Raw genomic sequence first — 18,040 nt, 5'->3', positions numbered from 1 at the left:
ACGAGAAAATGAAGGATTAAAAAAGAAAAATAGTTAATAAAACAGTTAAAATTGTAAATGGTAAAATAATAAAAAGAAAAGAAGAGAAAAGAAAAAGAAAATTTAAAAAATTTAACTTTTCTGTTTAGTTAAAGCTCCACCAAGAGCACCAGTTATTCCCATAGTTATCATGTATTTGATTATATTGTAGATAATCACGAATAAGCTTGAAACTCCAGAAACGGTGAATCCAGTAAGCCCTCCAAGAGGTCCCATCAATGCGGTTCCACCTACTGTAACAAGCAGTATGAATAGGATTGATGCAACTATTGTTCCGAATGCTCCTGCAAGTGCTGCATTCCACATTCCTCCGAATATTCCTTCGTGAGCCATATATCCGACAATGAATCCTACAATTAAAAGACCCCAGAATTCATAACGTCCAAAGAATAAATAAACGATTAATGTCAATAGGAATCCAATAAATACTGAACTCATTTTAGCCATTTTATCACCTCATTTTACATTGATTCTTTAAATTATAATATTGCTTTTTATTATAATTTTCACGTATTTTAGTTTAGTTATAAAGTATTTAAACTTTACTTTTTTAAAAAATTATAATTTAATAATTTTAAAATTTACTCATAATAATAATCATTTTCCATTTGCTCTTTTATCTTTTCTATAACTGCCCTATGCATCCTTTTGGTGAATTCTGATTTATCGTTCTGCTTTAGGACTTCCAAGTATCCCTGGGATACAAGATTAAATGCAAATGGGCTTGGAATTATTGTATTTATTGTCTTGATTTCCATTTCACCACTTGAAATCCATGAAATGACTCTTTTAGCATTTTTGATGTCCATATAGTCTTCAGTGGCTTCCCTTCTTGATTCCTTGAGTATAGGGAAATTATTGTCCATTTCCTGAATGTACTTGAGTAATATTTTTCCTCTAACTTGCTGCCTTCCCACCGATTTTTCGTGTCCTTTGTATCTTCTCAATGTCATCAAGGATCTTCCAGCGCAATGCCTGAATCTGCTTGCCAGTGTTTCGGTTTTGTCAAGTGACCTTATCAGTATGTTTTCAAAATTGTTAGGATTTAATCTTTTCAATGCTTCCAATGCTCCCATCTTGCCCTCTGAGCTTAAATAGAATCCATTGTCTGTAATTGAAATTGTTATGCTCCTTTTGTTTCTGTCACTTGCCACATAAGCCACTGCCCTTGCAAGAGCATCATTTGTCTTTCTACCGAACAGGCTATGGAAAACAACGAATTTCCTTCCTCCAAATCCTGTGTAATACTCAACAAGAAGCTTTTGCTTGTGAGGGATTTGGGCATATATGAACTGTTCATTAAAGTATTCATAGATTGAGTTTGCTGCAAACTCATCAACATAAAGGTACTCATGAAGGAATTTCATTATCTCTTCCTTAGACCTTCCATACTGGAACTTGCTTTCAAGAATGTATCTAAACCTTTGAATATCCACTGCAAGGTCAAATGCAAGAGGCAATTGCTCCGAATACCATGAAGGGATTGTAGGAGGTCCTGATGCTGGAGAGACGTTAATGGTCATTCCCTTCCCATAATTGAATTTATAGGTTCTTCCACCAAGAACAAAGCTGTCACCTTTTTTAAGCTTTTCCATAAAGTCCTCTTCAACCTTGCCTATTGGCTCTCCATCACATTTTACAATGACTGCAGAATGGTCTGGGATTGTTCCAATATTTGTTGAATAAAGCATTCTTGCCAATTTTCCCCTTTTTCCGAAGGTGTTTTCCTTATAGTCAATCCATATTTTAGCATAAACGTAACGCTCTTCAAGCTCAACATATTCTCCTGCCAAATAGCTTAGGACATCTTCGTAGTCATCCCTTTCGAGGTCCTTATAGCAATAGCTTTTTCTGATAACATCATAAGCATAATCGATGTCCCAAGGGTTTTCTATTCCCATTCCATAGATATGCTGTGAAAGCACATCCAAGCAGTCCTTAGGAATCTTGATGTTGTCAATTTTCCCTTCCTTAGCGTTTTTCAAGAGTACAGAGCATTCTACAAGTTCATCCCTATCTGTAACGATTATTCTTCCCTTGGACTTTTCATGCAATCTGTGACCGCTTCTACCGATTCTTTGAAGGGCTCTTGAAACTGATTTCGGTGAGTTGATAAGTATTACAAGGTCAATGTAACCTATATCTATTCCAAGCTCAAGGGAGGTGGAAGATACAACAGCCCTAAGCTCTCCTTTCTTTAGTTTCTCCTCAGTTTCCAGTCTTGATTCCTTGGATAAGGAGGAGTGGTGTGCCATAATGTTATTGCTGTTGAAATGCTCTCCATAAAGCTTCTTAAGGTTGTAAACATAACGTTCTGTTGCGCTACGTGTATTTGTAAATATCAATGTTGTCTTATGTTCCATGACCAAGTCATCAATCAAGGCATAAGTTGCCATTCTTGTATCCTCATCATCAGCTATTACGATATCATCCACTGGAGAGATAACCTCTATGTCCAATTCCTTCAGATAATTGATATCAACAAGGATACAGTCTCTTTCAACTCCATATTCATATCCTACAAGGAATTTTGCAACCTCTTCAAGGGGGCTTACTGTAGCGGATAATCCAATCCTTGTAAATCCTCCGATTAGATGCTGCAATCTTTCAAGGGATAAGCTTAAGTGAACTCCCCTCTTGTTTTCAGCCAATGAATGGATCTCATCAACAATCACATACTTAACATGTGAGAGTTTTTCCCTGAATTTAGGTGCAACAAGCAGGATTGATAATGTTTCAGGGGTTGTAATCAGGATATGTGGTGGAGACTTTAACATCTTTGTCCTTTGGTATTGTGTGGTGTCTCCAGTTCTAACTGCCTTTCTGATTCCTAACGGCTTTTTAGCTATTTTCTCTATTTCCCTAAGGGGCTGGTCAAGGTTTCTTTCAATATCATTGTCCAATGCCTTTAGAGGAGATATGTAAATGCAATAAACCTTATCTTCAAGTTCCCCTTTATCTGCAAGTTCAGTCAGTTCATTTATTACTGATAGGAATGCTGTCAATGTCTTTCCAGATCCTGTTGGTGATGAAACAAGTATATTGTTTCCCTTGTGGATTTCAGGAATCGCTTGTTTTTGTGCTGGTGTAAAGTCCTCAAAGCTATTCTCAAACCACTGTTTGACATAAGGATGGAGATTCTTGTAGATTTCCTTTTTTGAATAGCTTTTAGTCTGTTTTTTTATCATATTATCAATCTTTAAGTTTTATCATTGGTGTGTTGCGTTTTATTTTAAAATAGTTACCATTTATTTATGTTATTTATTTATTTTATAGTTTAGTTTTTATTTGTTCAAATTAATTTAAATATTAGTTTTAACTTAAATATTATTAAATTAAGAATTAATTTTGAAATTAATTTCATGTTTTTTAGAATTTTAATTATTGAATATTTTTAATTATTTTAGTTTTATGAGGATTTAATATGGTAGGAAATTTATCAATTGAAGAAGCTATTGAAGCATTGAAGGATGAAGATGTAGCTACTAGAAAATCAGCTATAGCAAGTTTGGAAAAGGTGAATGATGAATCCATTATCGATCCATTGATTCAAGCTACTAAAGATGAAAATGCTCAAGTACGTTTTAAAGCTGCAGAAATCTTAGGTAACATGGGTGATGTAGCGGTAGATAAATTGATTGAAGAGTTTGCAAATGCAGAAGGAAAGGATAAAAGATTTTTAGCATTTGCACTTAAGGAAACTGAAGATCCAAAGGTTATTCCTTATTTCGTGGAATCCCTTGATGATGAGGATTTCGGAGTTAGAAAAGTTGCTGTAAGGGCTTTAGGAGAACTCCAAGCGGAAGATGAATTGGACAGCATTGCAAAATGTCTTGAAGATGAGGACTGGGGTGTAAAGTTAGCTGCAGTTCAAGCTTTAGGAGATTTAGGAAGTGATGAATCCATTAATCTCATCAAACAGGCAAGAAAGAATGAGGATGACAAGGACTTTAAGAAATCCTGTAATAAGGCAATTAAAAAAGCTGAAAAAAGGAAAAAGGCAAAGGCATCTGGAAAAGCTATTGTCAAAGTCATTCCAATGAGTACCATTAAGGAAATGGAAGAGGCAAATCTTAAAAAGGCAATTAAGGAATATGAAAGGTATGTTGAATCAAAACAGCCAAAGGATGCTCCATATAAAAGATTATGCGTTCTCTATAGAAAGGAAAATGATTATGACAATGAAGTAAGAGTCTTGGAAACAGCATGTGAAGTGTTTGCTGACAATGAGAAAAAATTAGCTTACTTTGAAAAGAGATTAGCAAAATTAAAATAAAATTAAAATAAATTTTAATTAATTTTTATTAATTTATTTTCTCTTTTTAATATTTTTTTAATTAATTTTTATTAATTTATTTTCTCTTTTTAATTATTTTTTTATAATTTTTTTAATTTTTCTAAAATTAGTGTCTATTTTTATAATTTTTATTCTTCATGAAATTTCATGTTTATTTCATGAACATATTTTATTTTATCTATTTTTCATTTATTTCGTATAAATCGACTCTCCTATTCTTTAAAACAGGAATTTCTTCTCTCACTCTTTTTATTTCATCCAAATCTATTTCAACGATTTTTAATTCTTCACTGTAATCCAATTCTTCAATCACTTCTCCCCATGGATTTACAGCTATTGAATGTCCGTAAGAATTATAGCTAGCATCCTCATCTAATGCTGGTGCTACTCCAATTGCATAAACTTGATTGTCCAATGCTCTTGATCTAAATAAGAGTTCCCAATGTGCAGGGCCAGTTGTCAAATTGAATGCTCCTGGGAAAATTAGTATTTCAGCACCATTCAATGCCATTATTCTTGATAACTCCACAAATCTTATGTCATAGCAGATTCCAATTCCAATTCTTGCCAAATCTGTGTTGATTATTGTGAAGTCATTTCCTGCACTTAATGTATCTGATTCCTTGAAATAGATTTTTCCCTTAACATCAATGTCAAATAGGTGCATTTTTCTATGCTTTCCTAATTGTTTTCCATTATTGTCAAAGAAAACTGCAGTGTTGTATATTGATTCGGTTTCATTTTCATCATCTCTTTCAAGTTCAGGTATGGATCCTGCCAAAACATGAATGTTCTCTTCTTTTGCAATATCGGATATTTCCATTAAGGTTTGGCTATCTTCCAATATTTCAGCATATTCTATGAATTTCTCATTTTCATATGGGCAGTTAAACATTTCAGGAAGAACAGCCAAATCTGCTCCTTGCTCTTTTGATTCCTTAATCATTTGAATTGCTTTTTCTATATTCTTTTCCTTATTGTCCACCACATTCATTTGACAAAGAGCTATTTTGATTGAATTCATGTTTTTTCCTCGATAGTTAATGATAAAAATTAAAAATAGGTTAATATTTAAAAAATATTAAATTATAAAATTATAAAATTAAAAAAATAAAGAAAAAATAAAAAGAAAAAATATTTATTTTTAAGCGGAAGTTAAAAATAAAAAAATTAATAGATTAGTTTTAAGCTATTTCTGCACCGTCTGCTGCATCAATTTCAGTTGTTTGAAAACTAATGCTATTAATCATATTTTGGATTTCAGTTGTATTCAAAGCGCTGATATCCTTGTTATTGGATTTTCCATTGTTTATGACAAAGCTGTAGTACACTCCATCACGCAAGGTACAGTAGTATCTTGAATATCCTTGGTCTGCAGTGCTGATTGTCATTCTTAAGGATGGAATTCCGCCAATATCAACAGTTTCAGCATCTAAGACTTCCCCATTTAAGGATTGTGATGTTGCATTAATGTCACTTATGATCTTTTCATAGGTAATGTCATCACTTTGAATTGTGGTAAATCCAATTAATGTGTTATCTTTAGTTTTAAATGCAATATCGCTGGAATTGCTGTTTCCATTGGTATTGTTGTACATGGACCAGTTTCCAGAGTAATCAAAACTGATTATTCCGTCTGAATAGTTTTTAACTTCATCAGTGGTTTGGTTTTGTAGTCCATTGATTCCAATTCCTGCAATCAAGAGAATGATTATTGCGAGTATTGCAACAATTGCAATTTTTCTAATGTTTAGGTTGGAACCGCCGTCTGATTTTTTAGTGACTGTTGGTTCAGCTTTTTTCTCTTTCTTAGGAATTTTAATTTTATCTTTTTTAGGGGTTTCCTTTTTGATTTCCCTATTGATCTTTTCAGTTTTTGCAGAACTGAATTTTTTAGCAGGGTCTTTGATTCCCTTATCTTTTTGCTTGAATCCTTCAGTTGCAGTTTTGCTGAATGAAGGTTTAGTACTTTTTTGAGCTTGAGCGTGACTTTCTTGTTCTTTCTCTCTAGAAACACTACTAAATTTACTTAAATCGAAGCTACCTAACTTGCTAGATAATCCTTTTCCAAAGCTAGATGAACTGCCAGAGAATATTGAATCATTAGTGCTAGTGATTACTCCTGGCTTGAATTTGCCCTCTAACTTAGGAGGTCTAGCATTTGCTTCAGATTTTGGAGGAAGTTTAGCACCACAGTTACCACAAATTGGTGCACTGTCATAACTTGCATTTCCACACTCTTGACAATATTTTACCAAATTTTAACCTCCTACTCAATAGATTAAAAATACTTATAAAAATTCTTTAATATATTATATTATATACTAATATTAATCTTTATATTTAATCTTATATTTAAAATTTAAGATATTTTAAGGATATTTTTAAGAAATTAAGGTAAATTATTTTATTTAGTAATTAGAAATTAATATTTAATTGAAAATTTTTAAAAATAATCTTTTAATAATCTTTAAGAATAATGTGATAATATGGCTGAAGAAAAAGAAATCAAATGTGACAATATCAATTATGCAGTTTATAAAATTGAGGATTGGGAAAATGATTATGAAATAAACATCATTGGAACTGCAAGAGAAAAACCTGTAACTCAACCAACTTTGGATCATATGCTTAAGCAAATGGAACATATAAGAGTGTCTGTATTTGAGATTGGTGGAAAGGAAGTCAATGGAATGATTGGATTAGGCATGCAGCTTAATCAATCCATGCAAAAAAGGGATTTGGATGAGCTTATTCAACAGGAAGAAAAAGAGTATCAATCAATTATGGAAGAATTGAATGCTATTGAATTAAAATCCGCTGAGGACACTATTTCTTTAGATACTGATGAGTATGTTATTTATAAATTGGAGTATGATGGACATACATTATCTCCTAAGCCTTATAATGATTATGCTATAAGGCATCAAAAGGAAGAGATTGAACGTCTTAAGAAAGAAAGTGGACAAAAATTCGTTTTAGATCTCTAATTATTATTAAAAAAAGATTTTGAGCTTTAATATTAAAGCTCATTTAACTATTTTTATAAAACCAATATTCCTAATCCTTCAAGGAGTATTTTTACACCAAGCAAGATTAAGATAACCCCACCAAGTATTTCGAACTTGTCTCCAAAGTAATTTCCTATTTTTTTACCTAAATAAAGTCCAATGATTGTAAATATGAATGCAGTGACCCCAATCATGATTATTGGAATCAGGATATCTGTTTTTAATACTGCATAGGTTATTCCAACTGCAAATGCATCTATGCTTGTAGCTATTGCAAGCAATGTCAATTCCTTAAATGAAAAATTATCACTATTCTCTTCCCCTTCCTCATTGGAAAAGCTTTCTCGAATCATATTTGATCCAATCAAAAGAAGCAGTATAAATGCTATCCAAGGAGCGAAGGTAGTGATGACCCATTCCAATTGAATTCCACCTAACCAACCTAAAACAGGCATAAAAGCCTGGAATCCTCCAAAGAATATTGCAAACCATAATACTTGGGTTTTTGTAATTTTCTTTAATGTGAATCCTTTTGTAAGTGAAACGCTGAATGCATCCATTGCCAATGCAATTGCAATGAGTAAAGTTGAAATGAAATCCATAATAATCAGACCGTGTTATTTTTTAATTCTTTAAATGTGTATGTATATATTATTAATTATGTATAAATATTTTATCCAAAGGCATCTAAAGTAACTTTTTTATCCTTTTTAAGTTCTCTTGGAGGTTCTACAGCTACAAATTCGATTCCTTCCTCTTCAAGAAGCTCAAGTGCATCATCACCTATTGAAGGAGCTACAAGCAAACCTCTGATTTTCTGCTTTTCACCAGTTTTGCCTTTGATTTCCTTGTTTTCCCTATTTTCAAAGTCAGACAAGTATCTTCTGATTTGCTTAACTGCAGCTATCCCTGCCTTACGGGCCTTTAATTCTAAAATCATTAGGTTTCCTTCGCTGTCCTTTCCAAGAATGTCAATGAATCCATGTTCTGTAGCGTATTCCCTTACGCTTGGACGGAATCCTTCCTCGATTATGTGAGGTTTTTCCCAAATCATGTCTCCCATGTCCTTTTCATAACCTGCTCTTTCAAGCTCTTCATAATCTTCAATTAGGTTATAGTTAGCATAATGGACTTTTCTAACCTCAACTTCCAATCTTTCAGGAGGGCTGCGCCTATGGCTTTCCAAAAAGAGAATTTCATCTTTTATGTAAGCTCTTGGTCTTGATTTAGGAGGTTGCCAATTGACTGGATCAACCTTATTGTCCTGATGAATCAGGAAACATCCATCCGGCTTCATCATGATTATTCTTTCACCATAATCAAGTTCACTTAATGCACGACCTTCATAACTGACTCTACAGCATGCAAAAAGCAATATGGTTGCCTTTTTCCTAAGGCCTTCCTCAATAAGCTCATAAGTCTCTTCATAATTTGGATTTTCTAAAATTTTATATTTCATCTTATCATTTAGTGTTATTTTTTGATTTTTTCTTTTATTTTTAATGAGATGCTGATGTTTTTTGTTCTTATTAAATTATTGTTTGGATAGTATTTTAATTTTTCCATGCTATTTATTGATGGTGATTACCGTATTGTTTAATCCTAATATTTGAGAATACTCAATATTATCTACAATGTCCTTAATAGCAAAATAGTCTGATTTTACTCCTTCAAAATCTTCCTCATATTTGAATTCCACACCTTCACTTTTTATTGAAAGGAATATTGCATCCTTTGTCTCCCTAATAATGATATCTATCCAATCCAATTCTTCATTTATATCAAGAATATGGCTGATAAGGTTTCCAATTGCAAAGCTGACTTCCTCTGAAATATTAGGATTGGAGTAGGAATCCTTAATCTCTTTAGAGAGTGCAATCGCATCCTCCTTATTTCCTGGAATGGTAAACTCCATGAATGATGCCTCCTCATCTTTATAGTTTAGGAAGAATCCGGAGTATTGGCCATTGCTTTTTTTAGTGACATATTTGGAGTATAACCAAATGAATATGAATGTAACTATTTCTGTCAATACTAGTGAGAACCAAATTCCGTTTATTCCCCAAATGTGGCCAAATACATATGCCAAAGGAATTGGGAATATTAATCCTTCAAGGATTGTAACGATATTTGCTATTTTGTTGTATTGCACTGATTGGGAATAGAATATGTATAGGAAGTTTATTCCATATCCTAAAAGGCTTAATGCGTAGATTCTAACTGCATTCAGTGCAGTAGGGATTGCAGAAGGGTCACTTACAGAGAATAAGCATAATATTGTCTGTGGGAATATGGCAAAGAGCAGGGTGAAGAATATTCCAAATCCAAGCACTATCTTCAATGACTTTTTAGCAACATAGTCCACTCCGTTATAATCCCCCTCTTGGAAATAGACTGCAATGATCGGCAATATTGACTGTGTTGTACCGAAAATGAATATTCCTACTAAAAATTGGGTATTGTAGCACATATTGAATGCGGATAATCCAACTTTTCCTGCAATTCCCAGTATTAAAGAGTTAATTACAAGCAATTTGATTGTTTGATATAGTGGGATTGAACAACTGGAAAGTCCTGTTTTACAGATGTCCTTCATATAATCAAGAGCTTTTGAAAGTTTAACTTTAACAAATCTAAATGTTCCTTTAGAGTTAAAGAAATAAGTGGATATGTAAATTGAAGCTACAATATAGGATACAGTAGTTGCCAATGCAGCACCTTTAATGCCTAAATATGGTATAAATGCCAAGTCTCCAATCACATTCAGACCATTTGCCATAAGAAACGCTTTAAATTGCAATGGTATGAAATCATCTGTTTTAATGAAGTAAGCTAAAACTATCATGAAACACATGAACGGTGAAACTATGATAAATATCAGGAAATAGTCTTTAACGAGAGGCCTTAATTCATTGGAATTGCATAATATCTGAGTGAAAAAATCTGGGAATAGGAGCCCAAATACTGTAATTATTAATCCAATAATGGTTATGCTGATTAGAGAAATCGTAAATAGGGAATTGGCTTGGTCTTTGTCAAATCTTGCCCTTGCAGTTGTAGCAAGAATGCTGCCTCCAAAACCTATTAACCAATAGATCATATTGAGAAATTGTGCTATAGGCTCTATGCTTTGAATTACAGACAGGTTCAAAGAGCCTAAAAGTATACTGACTATCAATGCGTCTACAAGAATTGCAAAGTTTCCCGCTATTGATGCAAGCAATGTTGGAAAAAACAATTCTCTAAATTTCTTGTTCAGCAATCGAAAATTCCTTTCATGTGTCATTAAATGCCTCTATTAAATTTAATTTTTCTCTAATAATCATTTATCGTTGTTTTTTAATATTCATATTTATATAGGACTTTTTATATATAATTAATAGTTAGGAAATGATTATTATGGAAATGAATGAAAATGTTGAAATGATTACCGGAGACCCTAAGAAAGCTATTAATAAGCTTGCTTGGCCTATGATAGCAAGTATGTTTTTAATTTTCTTAAACAATATTGTGGATAGTATTTGGGTAGCAGGATTAGGGCCTGCTCCTTTGGCAGCATTAGGATATGTAACTCCATTGTTTATGGTTCTAGTAGGATTTGGAAATGGTATAGGTGCTGGTGCAACCTCTCTTATTTCCCGTTATATTGGTGCAGAAAAAAGAGATGGGGCAAATAATGCAGCTATTCACTCTGCTATTTTAAGTGTAATTGTTTCATTGATTCTTACAGTATTTTTCCTTTTATCTTTAGAATCCCTATTAAAGATAATGGGTGCAAGTGATGTATTGAACTATGCTATGGATTATGGTATAATTGTATTTGCTTTCACTGCCCCTATATTAATTCCCCCTATTTTTGGAGGAGCATTTAGGGCAGAAGGAGATGTAAAGAGAGCCACTTTGCCTATTGCTATTGTAGCCATCATCAACATGGTTTTAGATCCAATATTTATTTACACATTTGGTTGGGGAGTTTCAGGTGCAGCTCTTGCAACAGGATTATCCCCTCTATTTGCTATTTTAATGATGTTATATTGGATTTTCATTAAGAAAGATACCTACTTATCATATAACAAAAAAGATTTCCATAATAATTTTAAAATGTATAAGGATATTCTAGTTGTAGGAATTCCGGCAAGCTTGGAACAATTGATCATGGCAGCTCTTGCTGTTACCGTCAATTATATGCTCACTTTGGTTTCAGGTTCAGTTGCTGTGGCTGTCTATACTGCTGGATGGAGAATCATATCCTTAGGATTGCTTCCAGCTATTGGTGTCGGAACTGCAGCAATTACCGTTGCAGGTGTTGCATATGGTGCTAAAAAGTATGAAAACATTAGAACTGCATGCAGATATTCCGTTAAGTTAGGTCTAATCTCATCCATTATAGTTTGCATATTGCTCTTTGTATTTGCTAATCAAGTGGCATTCATATTCTCCTATTCAGAGGCAAGTTCACATCTTGAACCATTGATTGCTTCATTCATACAATTGATGTGTCTATTCATATTGTATGTTCCATTCGGTGCAAGTGCAGGAAATGTATTCCAAGGATTAGGAAAAGGAACCACTTCCTTTATTTTAACCACATTCAGGGAATTTGTGCTTGTATTGATTTTCGCATACCTTTTAGGATTTGTATTCAATATGGGAGAACATGGAATTTATTACGGTATGCTTTTAGGAGGATTCCTTGGTTCTGTAATAGCTTATGGATACATTGAACTCTATGTAGACAGATTGATTAAGGGAAAAGTTAAAGGAAGCGAGATTTAGCTTTAGCTTCTCTACTTCTATTTTTTATTCTTATCTTATTTCATTTCTTTAAGATTTATTTCATTCCATTCAATGTATTTATTTTTATTTAAATTACTTAATCTGGTAATATAAACTTTTTTAAATGATTTAATACAAATTAAGTAATAGAAAAATATTTTATGATTTTATAATTTTATTAGGCGGTTAATTTAATATGCAAAAAGTAATTAATTCTCATTGTCACATTTATCCAGATAAGATTGCAGCAAAGGCTGTTAAGGGGATACGTGATTTTTATGACCTTCATATGTCTTTAAATGGGACTGTAGATGACTTGATTGAAGATGGAAATAAAGTAGGTGTTTGTCATTACCTTATCCATTCAGTAGCTACAACTCCAAAGCAAGTTCAATCAATCAATGAATTCATCAGCTTTGAGGTCAAATCCCATCCAGGCCTTTTTACAGGTTTTGGAACATTGCATCCTGATAGTGAAGACATTGAAGGTGACTTGGATTACATTATTGAACTTGGCCTTAAAGGGGTTAAAGTTCATCCTGATTTCCAGCAATTTGCCTTAAATGAGGAAAAGGCATTTAAAATGGGAGAGGCAATCAATGAAAGAGGATTGCCGATTATGATTCATTGTGGCGATTTCAGATATAATTATTCAAACCCAGAACATCTTAAGCCATTCCTTGAAAAGTTTCCGGATCTCACTGTCATTGGTGCTCATTTTGCAGGATGGAGCATGTGGGAAAAGGCAACTGAAGAATTGGCAGGAACCCCTAATCTGTTTGTGGATTGCAGTTCAAGCTTATATGCATTGTCTCCAGAGACTGCAAAGGAATTGATTCATGCATATGGTGCAGATAAGGTTTTATGGGCAACTGATTTTCCAATGTGGGAATCAACAAGCGAGATGGAAATGTTCAATAAGATTGATTTAACTGAAGAAGAAAGAAATTTAATTCTTTTTGAAAATGCAGCTAAACTTTTAGGTTTAAAATAAAAATATTTATTTAAACATTTTTTTTATTAAATTGGGTTTTTACCAATTTTATTTTCTTATTTTTATGGTTGATATCATGTTTGATGTAGAAGCTATTGGGGCAGAGTATTTTACTTTAGATGAGTTTAAATTCAATAATGGGGAAGTCTTGAAGGATGCAAAAGTTGAATACATCACCTTTGGAACTCCACAATATGATAATGAGGGAATCATTTCAAATGCTGTAATTTACTTCCATGGTTCAAGCGGCAGCTGTTACTCTGCAAGACGCATTTCTGAAGATATGGGCAGTGGAGAGATATTTGATACAGATAAATTCTTCTTCATATCAGTCAGTGCTCTTGGCTGTCCTGGTTCTGCCAGCCCATCAACAACTGGTCTGATGAATAGGTTTCCAGAGTATGATGTTGAAGATATGGTAAACTTCCAAAAGCAGTTCCTTGAAGAGAAATTCGGAATCACTCATGTAAAAGGACTAATTGGTAACTCAATGGGAGGATTTGAAGTCTTGACTTGGGGTTGCGTTTATCCTGATTCTGTTGATTTTATCATTTCTCTTGTTAGCAGCTTTAAGGTAGGTGGACATAATTTTGCATTAAGCAAGATCATGAACAATATTTTGGAATCTGACCCTGATTATAATGATGGAGCTTATGATTTGCCCCTTTCAGACTCATTAAAGAGAAGCTTAAAGCTTTCATCAGATGCAATGTATTGCTATGGATTGTCAAGAGAGGAATACAGAAACAATATGTCAAATGAGGAAATTGAACTTGCTATGGCAGGATTTGCAGAGGAAAGCTTAGATGAAGATCCTAACGATTTGATTTATATGAATAACTCTTCTCTCGATTACGATTTGACAGACCAGTTGGAAAATATAACTGCTAAGGTTTTGATTATAGCGATTAATCAGGACCAATACTTCCCGCCAAATCTTGATGCAATTCCAATGAGCAAAATGATTAAGGATAATAAGTTGCTTATTTTTGACTCTTGCATGGGTCATGTTGGCTCTAATGAATTGTTTAAGGTAAAAGATGATTTGGAAGAGTTCATTAAGGAATTTAGGGATAATTAATCAATATTTGATGCACTGATTTTTCATTGATTTATTAATTTTTATTTAGAAAAATATTATAATTTAAAAAAACATAATTTAATTAAGAGATTAAAAGGGATAAATATGTTAAGCGTTAAAGTTGAGGATTACGGCGAAACTGAAGATCAAATGCACTATGTAAATTATAGGGTGTCTGATTTAACTGAAAAGGAATTGGATTTTTTATTGAATAACTTGGAAGGGGAAACCATTGTGGAAGATGGTGATTTGCTCCTAAATATATTCTATTCCAGAAAATTCTTCCCATTTGCTTCAGATGATGCACATTTTAAGCTTGAGGATTTTATTAAAAGGGAAGAGATTGAAATGACTTATTTCATTGCAAGCTTCTTGGAAGACATGAAATGAGTTTTTTTAAATCATTGCATTATATGCTTTTAATTAACAAAGGGGTATAAAATGAAAAATGACTTGTTTGAATTGACAGCATCCAGAAGGTCCATACGCAAATATGATGGTGAACCTATAGATCAAGAGGTACTTGATGAGATTATGAAAGTTGCTCTTACAGCACCATGTTCTTTTGGTCATCGTCCTGTGGAATTTGTTGTGGTTAAAGATCAGGATACTATAAGGGAGTTAGCTACTTGCAAAAGCTTAGGTGGCAGTCAGATTATTGGTGCAAGTGCAGTTGTAGTTGTAATGGTCAATCTTAATCGTGGGGAATTTTGGATAGAAGATGGTGCAATCGCTTCTTCATATATTCTTCTTGCAGTTGAACAGTATGGCCTTGGTGCTTGTTGGGTTCATATACGTAATAGAGGAGGTAAGAGAAAATCTTCTGATGAGGAAATCCGTGAACTATTGGATATTCCAGATGATTTTGCAGTTTTAAACCTTGTAGCTATTGGAGGCAAAGGCGAATTCAAGCAAGGTTATACAGAAAAAGACTTTGATAAAAGCAAAATTCATTTTGAAAAATATTAATTGTTTAATTTTTATTAAAATTTAGATTTTATAAAAAAAAGAGAAAAATGATAAAAAGAAGTATTCTTTTTATCTAATTGATTATTTTACTATTTTTATTTAGATATTTTTATTTGGATGCTTCTAGCATTCTTTCTACAGCATTGATTGATTTTTCAGCTATTTCTTCAGGGACAATAATTTTAGGTTCCTCATTGATTAAGCAGTCCCTAACCTTTTCCAATGTGTGGAGTTTCATGGTTTTACAAATAGCTCCTTCAAGCAATGGGTAGTAGGTTTTGTCTGGACACTCTGATTTAAGTCTTGTAATCATGTCAACTTCGGTTCCAATGACAAATTCCTTATCAGGGCTGTCCCTTACATGAGCTAGCATTCCACCAGTACTTAAAACATAATCTGCCATTTCCTGAACCTCTTTGTTGGATTCAGGGTGAATTAAGATGTCTACACCAGGATATTTTTTCCTTGCATCTTCAATGTCCTCCTTGTGGAATAGCTTGTGAACATAACAGTGGCCATCACCTGGAATAGGAATGATCTTTTTGTCAGTGAATGGTTGTACGAATTCTCCAAGATTGGTATCTGGCCCAAAGAGAATTGTGTCTTCTTCTAAGCTTGCTACAACCTTTTTGACATTTCCAGAGGTACAGAGAATGTCTGATTCCGCTTTTGCTTCACCAAGACTGTTTACATATAAGCAGACTGCAGCGTCAGGATATTTTGCTTTTGCTTCTCTGACTTGCTCTCCAGTAAGCATATGTGCCATAGGACATTCTGCATCAATATCTGGGATTAAGACTTTCTTATCAGGGTTTAACATATATGCAGTTTCTGCCATAAAGTCCACTCCGCAGAAGACAATGATGTCCCTATCTTCCACTTCTGCAGCCTTATTACATAATTCTAAAGAGTCTCCAAGGAAATCAGCTATTTCCTGAATTTCTTTTGGCTGGTAGTTATGTGCGAGTATAATCGCATTCTTTTCTTCTTTCAATTGAATAATTTCTTTCTGTAATTCATTCATTTTTAACCCTCTTTACAATGGGATTATTAAATAATTTAGTTGTTTATATTATCTTTATTCTTCTTACTTAAAAAATTAACTATTGTTATTTTTTATAGTTTATCTATTTTTCCTGTTTTTTATACTCATCAATCAGTCTATTGATATTTTCCAATATTGTCACTTTACCGCAATCAATGTATTTATATTCCGTAATCCAATAGCTTACTTCTACTTTAGGGCCCCATTCAGTGTAATCCTTTGAAAAGATGGATGTTTTATTATTCACTATCCAATCGTATTCATACATTATCTTATCAAGCTCTTTCTTGAATTCAGGAATATTCATTCCATGAGGCAAGGTTGCATTGATTCTTAACCTGTGGTCTTCAGTTGGCTTATACATCTTATAGATATTTTTTGATAAAACAGAGTTAGGAATTGTTATTTCAAAATTATCTTGATTTATCATAGTCGTATTTCTGAATCCGACTTTCTTGATGGTTCCCTTAAAGCCATTAACTTCAATTACCTCTCCAACTTTAATTTTTTTATCGCTGATTACAAAAATCCCTGAAATGAAGTTGGAGACAATGTCCTGTGATGCAAAACCTATTGCAATACCTACTACACCTAAACTGATTAGTATGCTTTCTAAGTTAATTCCAAGAACATGCAATATCCAGGCAATAGCTACAATAATCACTGTGTATTTCAACAGGTCCTTAAAAAGATAATGGGCGGTGAGATTCAAATCGAATTTTTTCTCTAGCTTAGTAAGAATTTTATCGCCTATTCGAATAAATATGAGTCCACCAAGTATAATCAGCAAAATGAAAATGAAATTCCTTAAATTAAAAAGATGAAACAATATGTCTAATATTTGAGATGTGTAATCCATTTGATCCCCCCTATTTTCTATTCTTTTTAAGCTTGTTTACTTTAGTTTTCTATTCTTTTTAAGCTTGTTTACTTTAGTTTTCTATTCTTTTTAATCATTGTTTACAGTAAGTATGTTCTTGAAATTTATTGATGTCTTGTCTTTGCCAATGTTAATTTCGGTAAAGTCATTAGCCACTATGGTATTTTCAAATATTTCTTTTGCTTCATTTTTTATATTCAAATCGCTTGTATACCTTGTGCTTATGTGAGTCAAGACCAATAGTTTAACATTTGCCTCTTTAGCTATTTCTGCAGCTTCCTTTGATGTTGAATGGCAATTTTCAATTGCCTTGTCCTGGTCTGCATCTTCGTATGTTGCTTCATGAATCAAGACATCGCTTTCTTTAGCAAGTTCAATAAGCTTTTCACAAGGCCTTGTATCTCCAGAGTAAGTGACTTTCTTTCCAGCTCTTGGAGGTCCCAATACCTGTTCCGGCTTGATGATCTTTCCATCCACTTCAACTTCCTGGCCGCTATGAAGCTTTCCAAAGGCAGGGCCTACGGGAACACCAAGTTCAATAGCCTTTTCTCTTAGGAAGCGAGGCTTTTTCTTTTCATAAATTGAATAAGCTATATTAGGAATGTTGTGCTCAGCAATGATTGACTTGATGATGTATTCATCAGTTTCCACAACCACTCCTTCATCGATTTCATGAATATTGATTCTAAAGTTTATCTGGAAAAATCCATAGTTGGAAATCACACCTATAATCTTTTCCAATCCTTTAGGTCCATAGATGTCTAAGTCATCTTCTCTTCCTCTAAATCCCATGGATTGAATGAGTCCTGCCAAACCGAGGATATGGTCTCCATGATAGTGGCTGATGAATATCTTGTCTATTTTCATGGGACTTATTTTAGCGTAAGTCAATTGCCTTTGTGTTCCTTCCCCACAATCAAAGAGCAGTGTGTCCTTAAAGTATTTCAA

Annotated in this window: 17 protein-coding genes; 7 read left to right on the top strand and 10 right to left on the bottom strand. The window is 33.3% G+C overall.

The genetic code is table 11. The annotated features are described in order from the left end of the window. Window positions 1-111: 111 nt before the first annotated feature. Entirely contained in the window at window positions 112-486 is a 375-nt protein-coding gene (locus Q0409_RS03815) for a DUF5518 domain-containing protein (protein ID WP_298535252.1), read from the bottom strand. 134 nt (window positions 487-620) lie between these two features. Further along, window positions 621-3,227, bottom strand: coding sequence for an ATP-dependent helicase (locus tag Q0409_RS03810; protein ID WP_298535251.1), 2,607 nt, complete (start codon window positions 3,225-3,227; stop codon window positions 621-623). A 236-nt stretch (window positions 3,228-3,463) separates the two neighbouring features. Between Q0409_RS03810 and Q0409_RS03805 the strand changes: the two genes are divergently transcribed. After that, complete coding sequence (locus Q0409_RS03805) at window positions 3,464-4,315, top strand: HEAT repeat domain-containing protein (RefSeq protein ID WP_298535249.1); 852 nt, start codon at window positions 3,464-3,466, stop codon at window positions 4,313-4,315. Between the two features lie 199 nt (window positions 4,316-4,514). Here the strand turns inward: Q0409_RS03805 and Q0409_RS03800 are convergent, their stop codons facing one another. Next, window positions 4,515-5,360, bottom strand: coding sequence for a carbon-nitrogen hydrolase family protein (locus tag Q0409_RS03800; protein ID WP_298535246.1), 846 nt, complete (start codon window positions 5,358-5,360; stop codon window positions 4,515-4,517). 160 nt (window positions 5,361-5,520) lie between these two features. After that, the gene (locus tag Q0409_RS03795; protein ID WP_298535245.1) at window positions 5,521-6,594 is read right to left on the bottom strand and encodes a hypothetical protein; all 1,074 of its coding nucleotides are present in this window, start codon (window positions 6,592-6,594) and stop codon (window positions 5,521-5,523) included. 231 nt (window positions 6,595-6,825) lie between these two features. Here Q0409_RS03795 and Q0409_RS03790 point away from each other — a divergent pair, with 231 nt between their 5' ends. Next, window positions 6,826-7,326, top strand: coding sequence for a hypothetical protein (locus Q0409_RS03790; protein WP_298535243.1), 501 nt, complete (start codon window positions 6,826-6,828; stop codon window positions 7,324-7,326). A 53-nt stretch (window positions 7,327-7,379) separates the two neighbouring features. On the opposite strand, the gene Q0409_RS03785 is transcribed toward Q0409_RS03790, so the two are convergent. From Q0409_RS03785 to Q0409_RS03775, 3 genes are all read right to left on the bottom strand, one after another. Beyond that, window positions 7,380-7,949, bottom strand: a complete 570-nt coding sequence (locus tag Q0409_RS03785; protein ID WP_298535241.1) for a manganese efflux pump MntP family protein — start codon at window positions 7,947-7,949, stop codon at window positions 7,380-7,382. A gap of 71 nt (window positions 7,950-8,020) precedes the next feature. Further along, complete coding sequence (gene nucS / locus Q0409_RS03780) at window positions 8,021-8,806, bottom strand: endonuclease NucS (RefSeq protein WP_295604944.1); 786 nt, start codon at window positions 8,804-8,806, stop codon at window positions 8,021-8,023. A gap of 108 nt (window positions 8,807-8,914) precedes the next feature. Beyond that, window positions 8,915-10,633 carry an MATE family efflux transporter gene (locus tag Q0409_RS03775; protein ID WP_298535239.1) on the bottom strand — a complete coding sequence of 573 codons (1,719 nt, stop codon included), beginning with the start codon at window positions 10,631-10,633 and terminating at the stop codon, window positions 8,915-8,917. 113 nt (window positions 10,634-10,746) lie between these two features. Here Q0409_RS03775 and Q0409_RS03770 point away from each other — a divergent pair, with 113 nt between their 5' ends. The 5 genes from Q0409_RS03770 (at window position 10,747) to Q0409_RS03750 (ending at window position 15,167) form a co-directional block, all read left to right on the top strand. Next, window positions 10,747-12,123, top strand: coding sequence for an MATE family efflux transporter (locus Q0409_RS03770; protein WP_298535236.1), 1,377 nt, complete (start codon window positions 10,747-10,749; stop codon window positions 12,121-12,123). A gap of 196 nt (window positions 12,124-12,319) precedes the next feature. Continuing rightward, a complete protein-coding gene (locus tag Q0409_RS03765) occupies window positions 12,320-13,117 on the top strand; it encodes an amidohydrolase family protein (RefSeq protein ID WP_298535234.1) in 798 nt (265 codons plus the stop codon). A gap of 76 nt (window positions 13,118-13,193) precedes the next feature. After that, window positions 13,194-14,198, top strand: coding sequence for an alpha/beta fold hydrolase (locus tag Q0409_RS03760; protein WP_298535232.1), 1,005 nt, complete (start codon window positions 13,194-13,196; stop codon window positions 14,196-14,198). A gap of 105 nt (window positions 14,199-14,303) precedes the next feature. Further along, entirely contained in the window at window positions 14,304-14,588 is a 285-nt protein-coding gene (locus tag Q0409_RS03755; RefSeq protein ID WP_298535230.1) for a DUF5750 family protein, read from the top strand. A 51-nt stretch (window positions 14,589-14,639) separates the two neighbouring features. Further along, window positions 14,640-15,167, top strand: a complete 528-nt coding sequence (locus tag Q0409_RS03750; RefSeq protein WP_298535227.1) for a nitroreductase family protein — start codon at window positions 14,640-14,642, stop codon at window positions 15,165-15,167. 109 nt (window positions 15,168-15,276) lie between these two features. Here Q0409_RS03750 and nadA read toward each other — a convergent pair whose 3' ends face one another. The 3 genes from nadA to rnz all read right to left on the bottom strand — a co-directional run. Further along, window positions 15,277-16,191 carry a quinolinate synthase NadA gene (gene nadA / locus Q0409_RS03745; RefSeq protein ID WP_298535224.1) on the bottom strand — a complete coding sequence of 305 codons (915 nt, stop codon included), beginning with the start codon at window positions 16,189-16,191 and terminating at the stop codon, window positions 15,277-15,279. 103 nt (window positions 16,192-16,294) lie between these two features. Continuing rightward, window positions 16,295-17,071 (bottom strand): mechanosensitive ion channel family protein, encoded by a 777-nt coding sequence (locus tag Q0409_RS03740; RefSeq protein WP_298535221.1) that lies wholly within the window; start codon window positions 17,069-17,071, stop codon window positions 16,295-16,297. 90 nt (window positions 17,072-17,161) lie between these two features. Then, window positions 17,162-18,040, bottom strand: an 879-nt coding sequence (gene rnz, locus Q0409_RS03735; RefSeq protein ID WP_298535218.1) for a ribonuclease Z, incomplete at its 5' end; no start/stop codon positions are given.

Source organism: uncultured Methanobrevibacter sp., from assembly GCF_937898925.1.
In the GTDB taxonomy this organism is placed as follows: Archaea; Methanobacteriota; Methanobacteria; order Methanobacteriales; family Methanobacteriaceae; genus Methanobrevibacter.
Note: the sequence above shows the minus strand (reverse complement) of the source record. Positions and strands in the feature narration are given on the sequence as shown.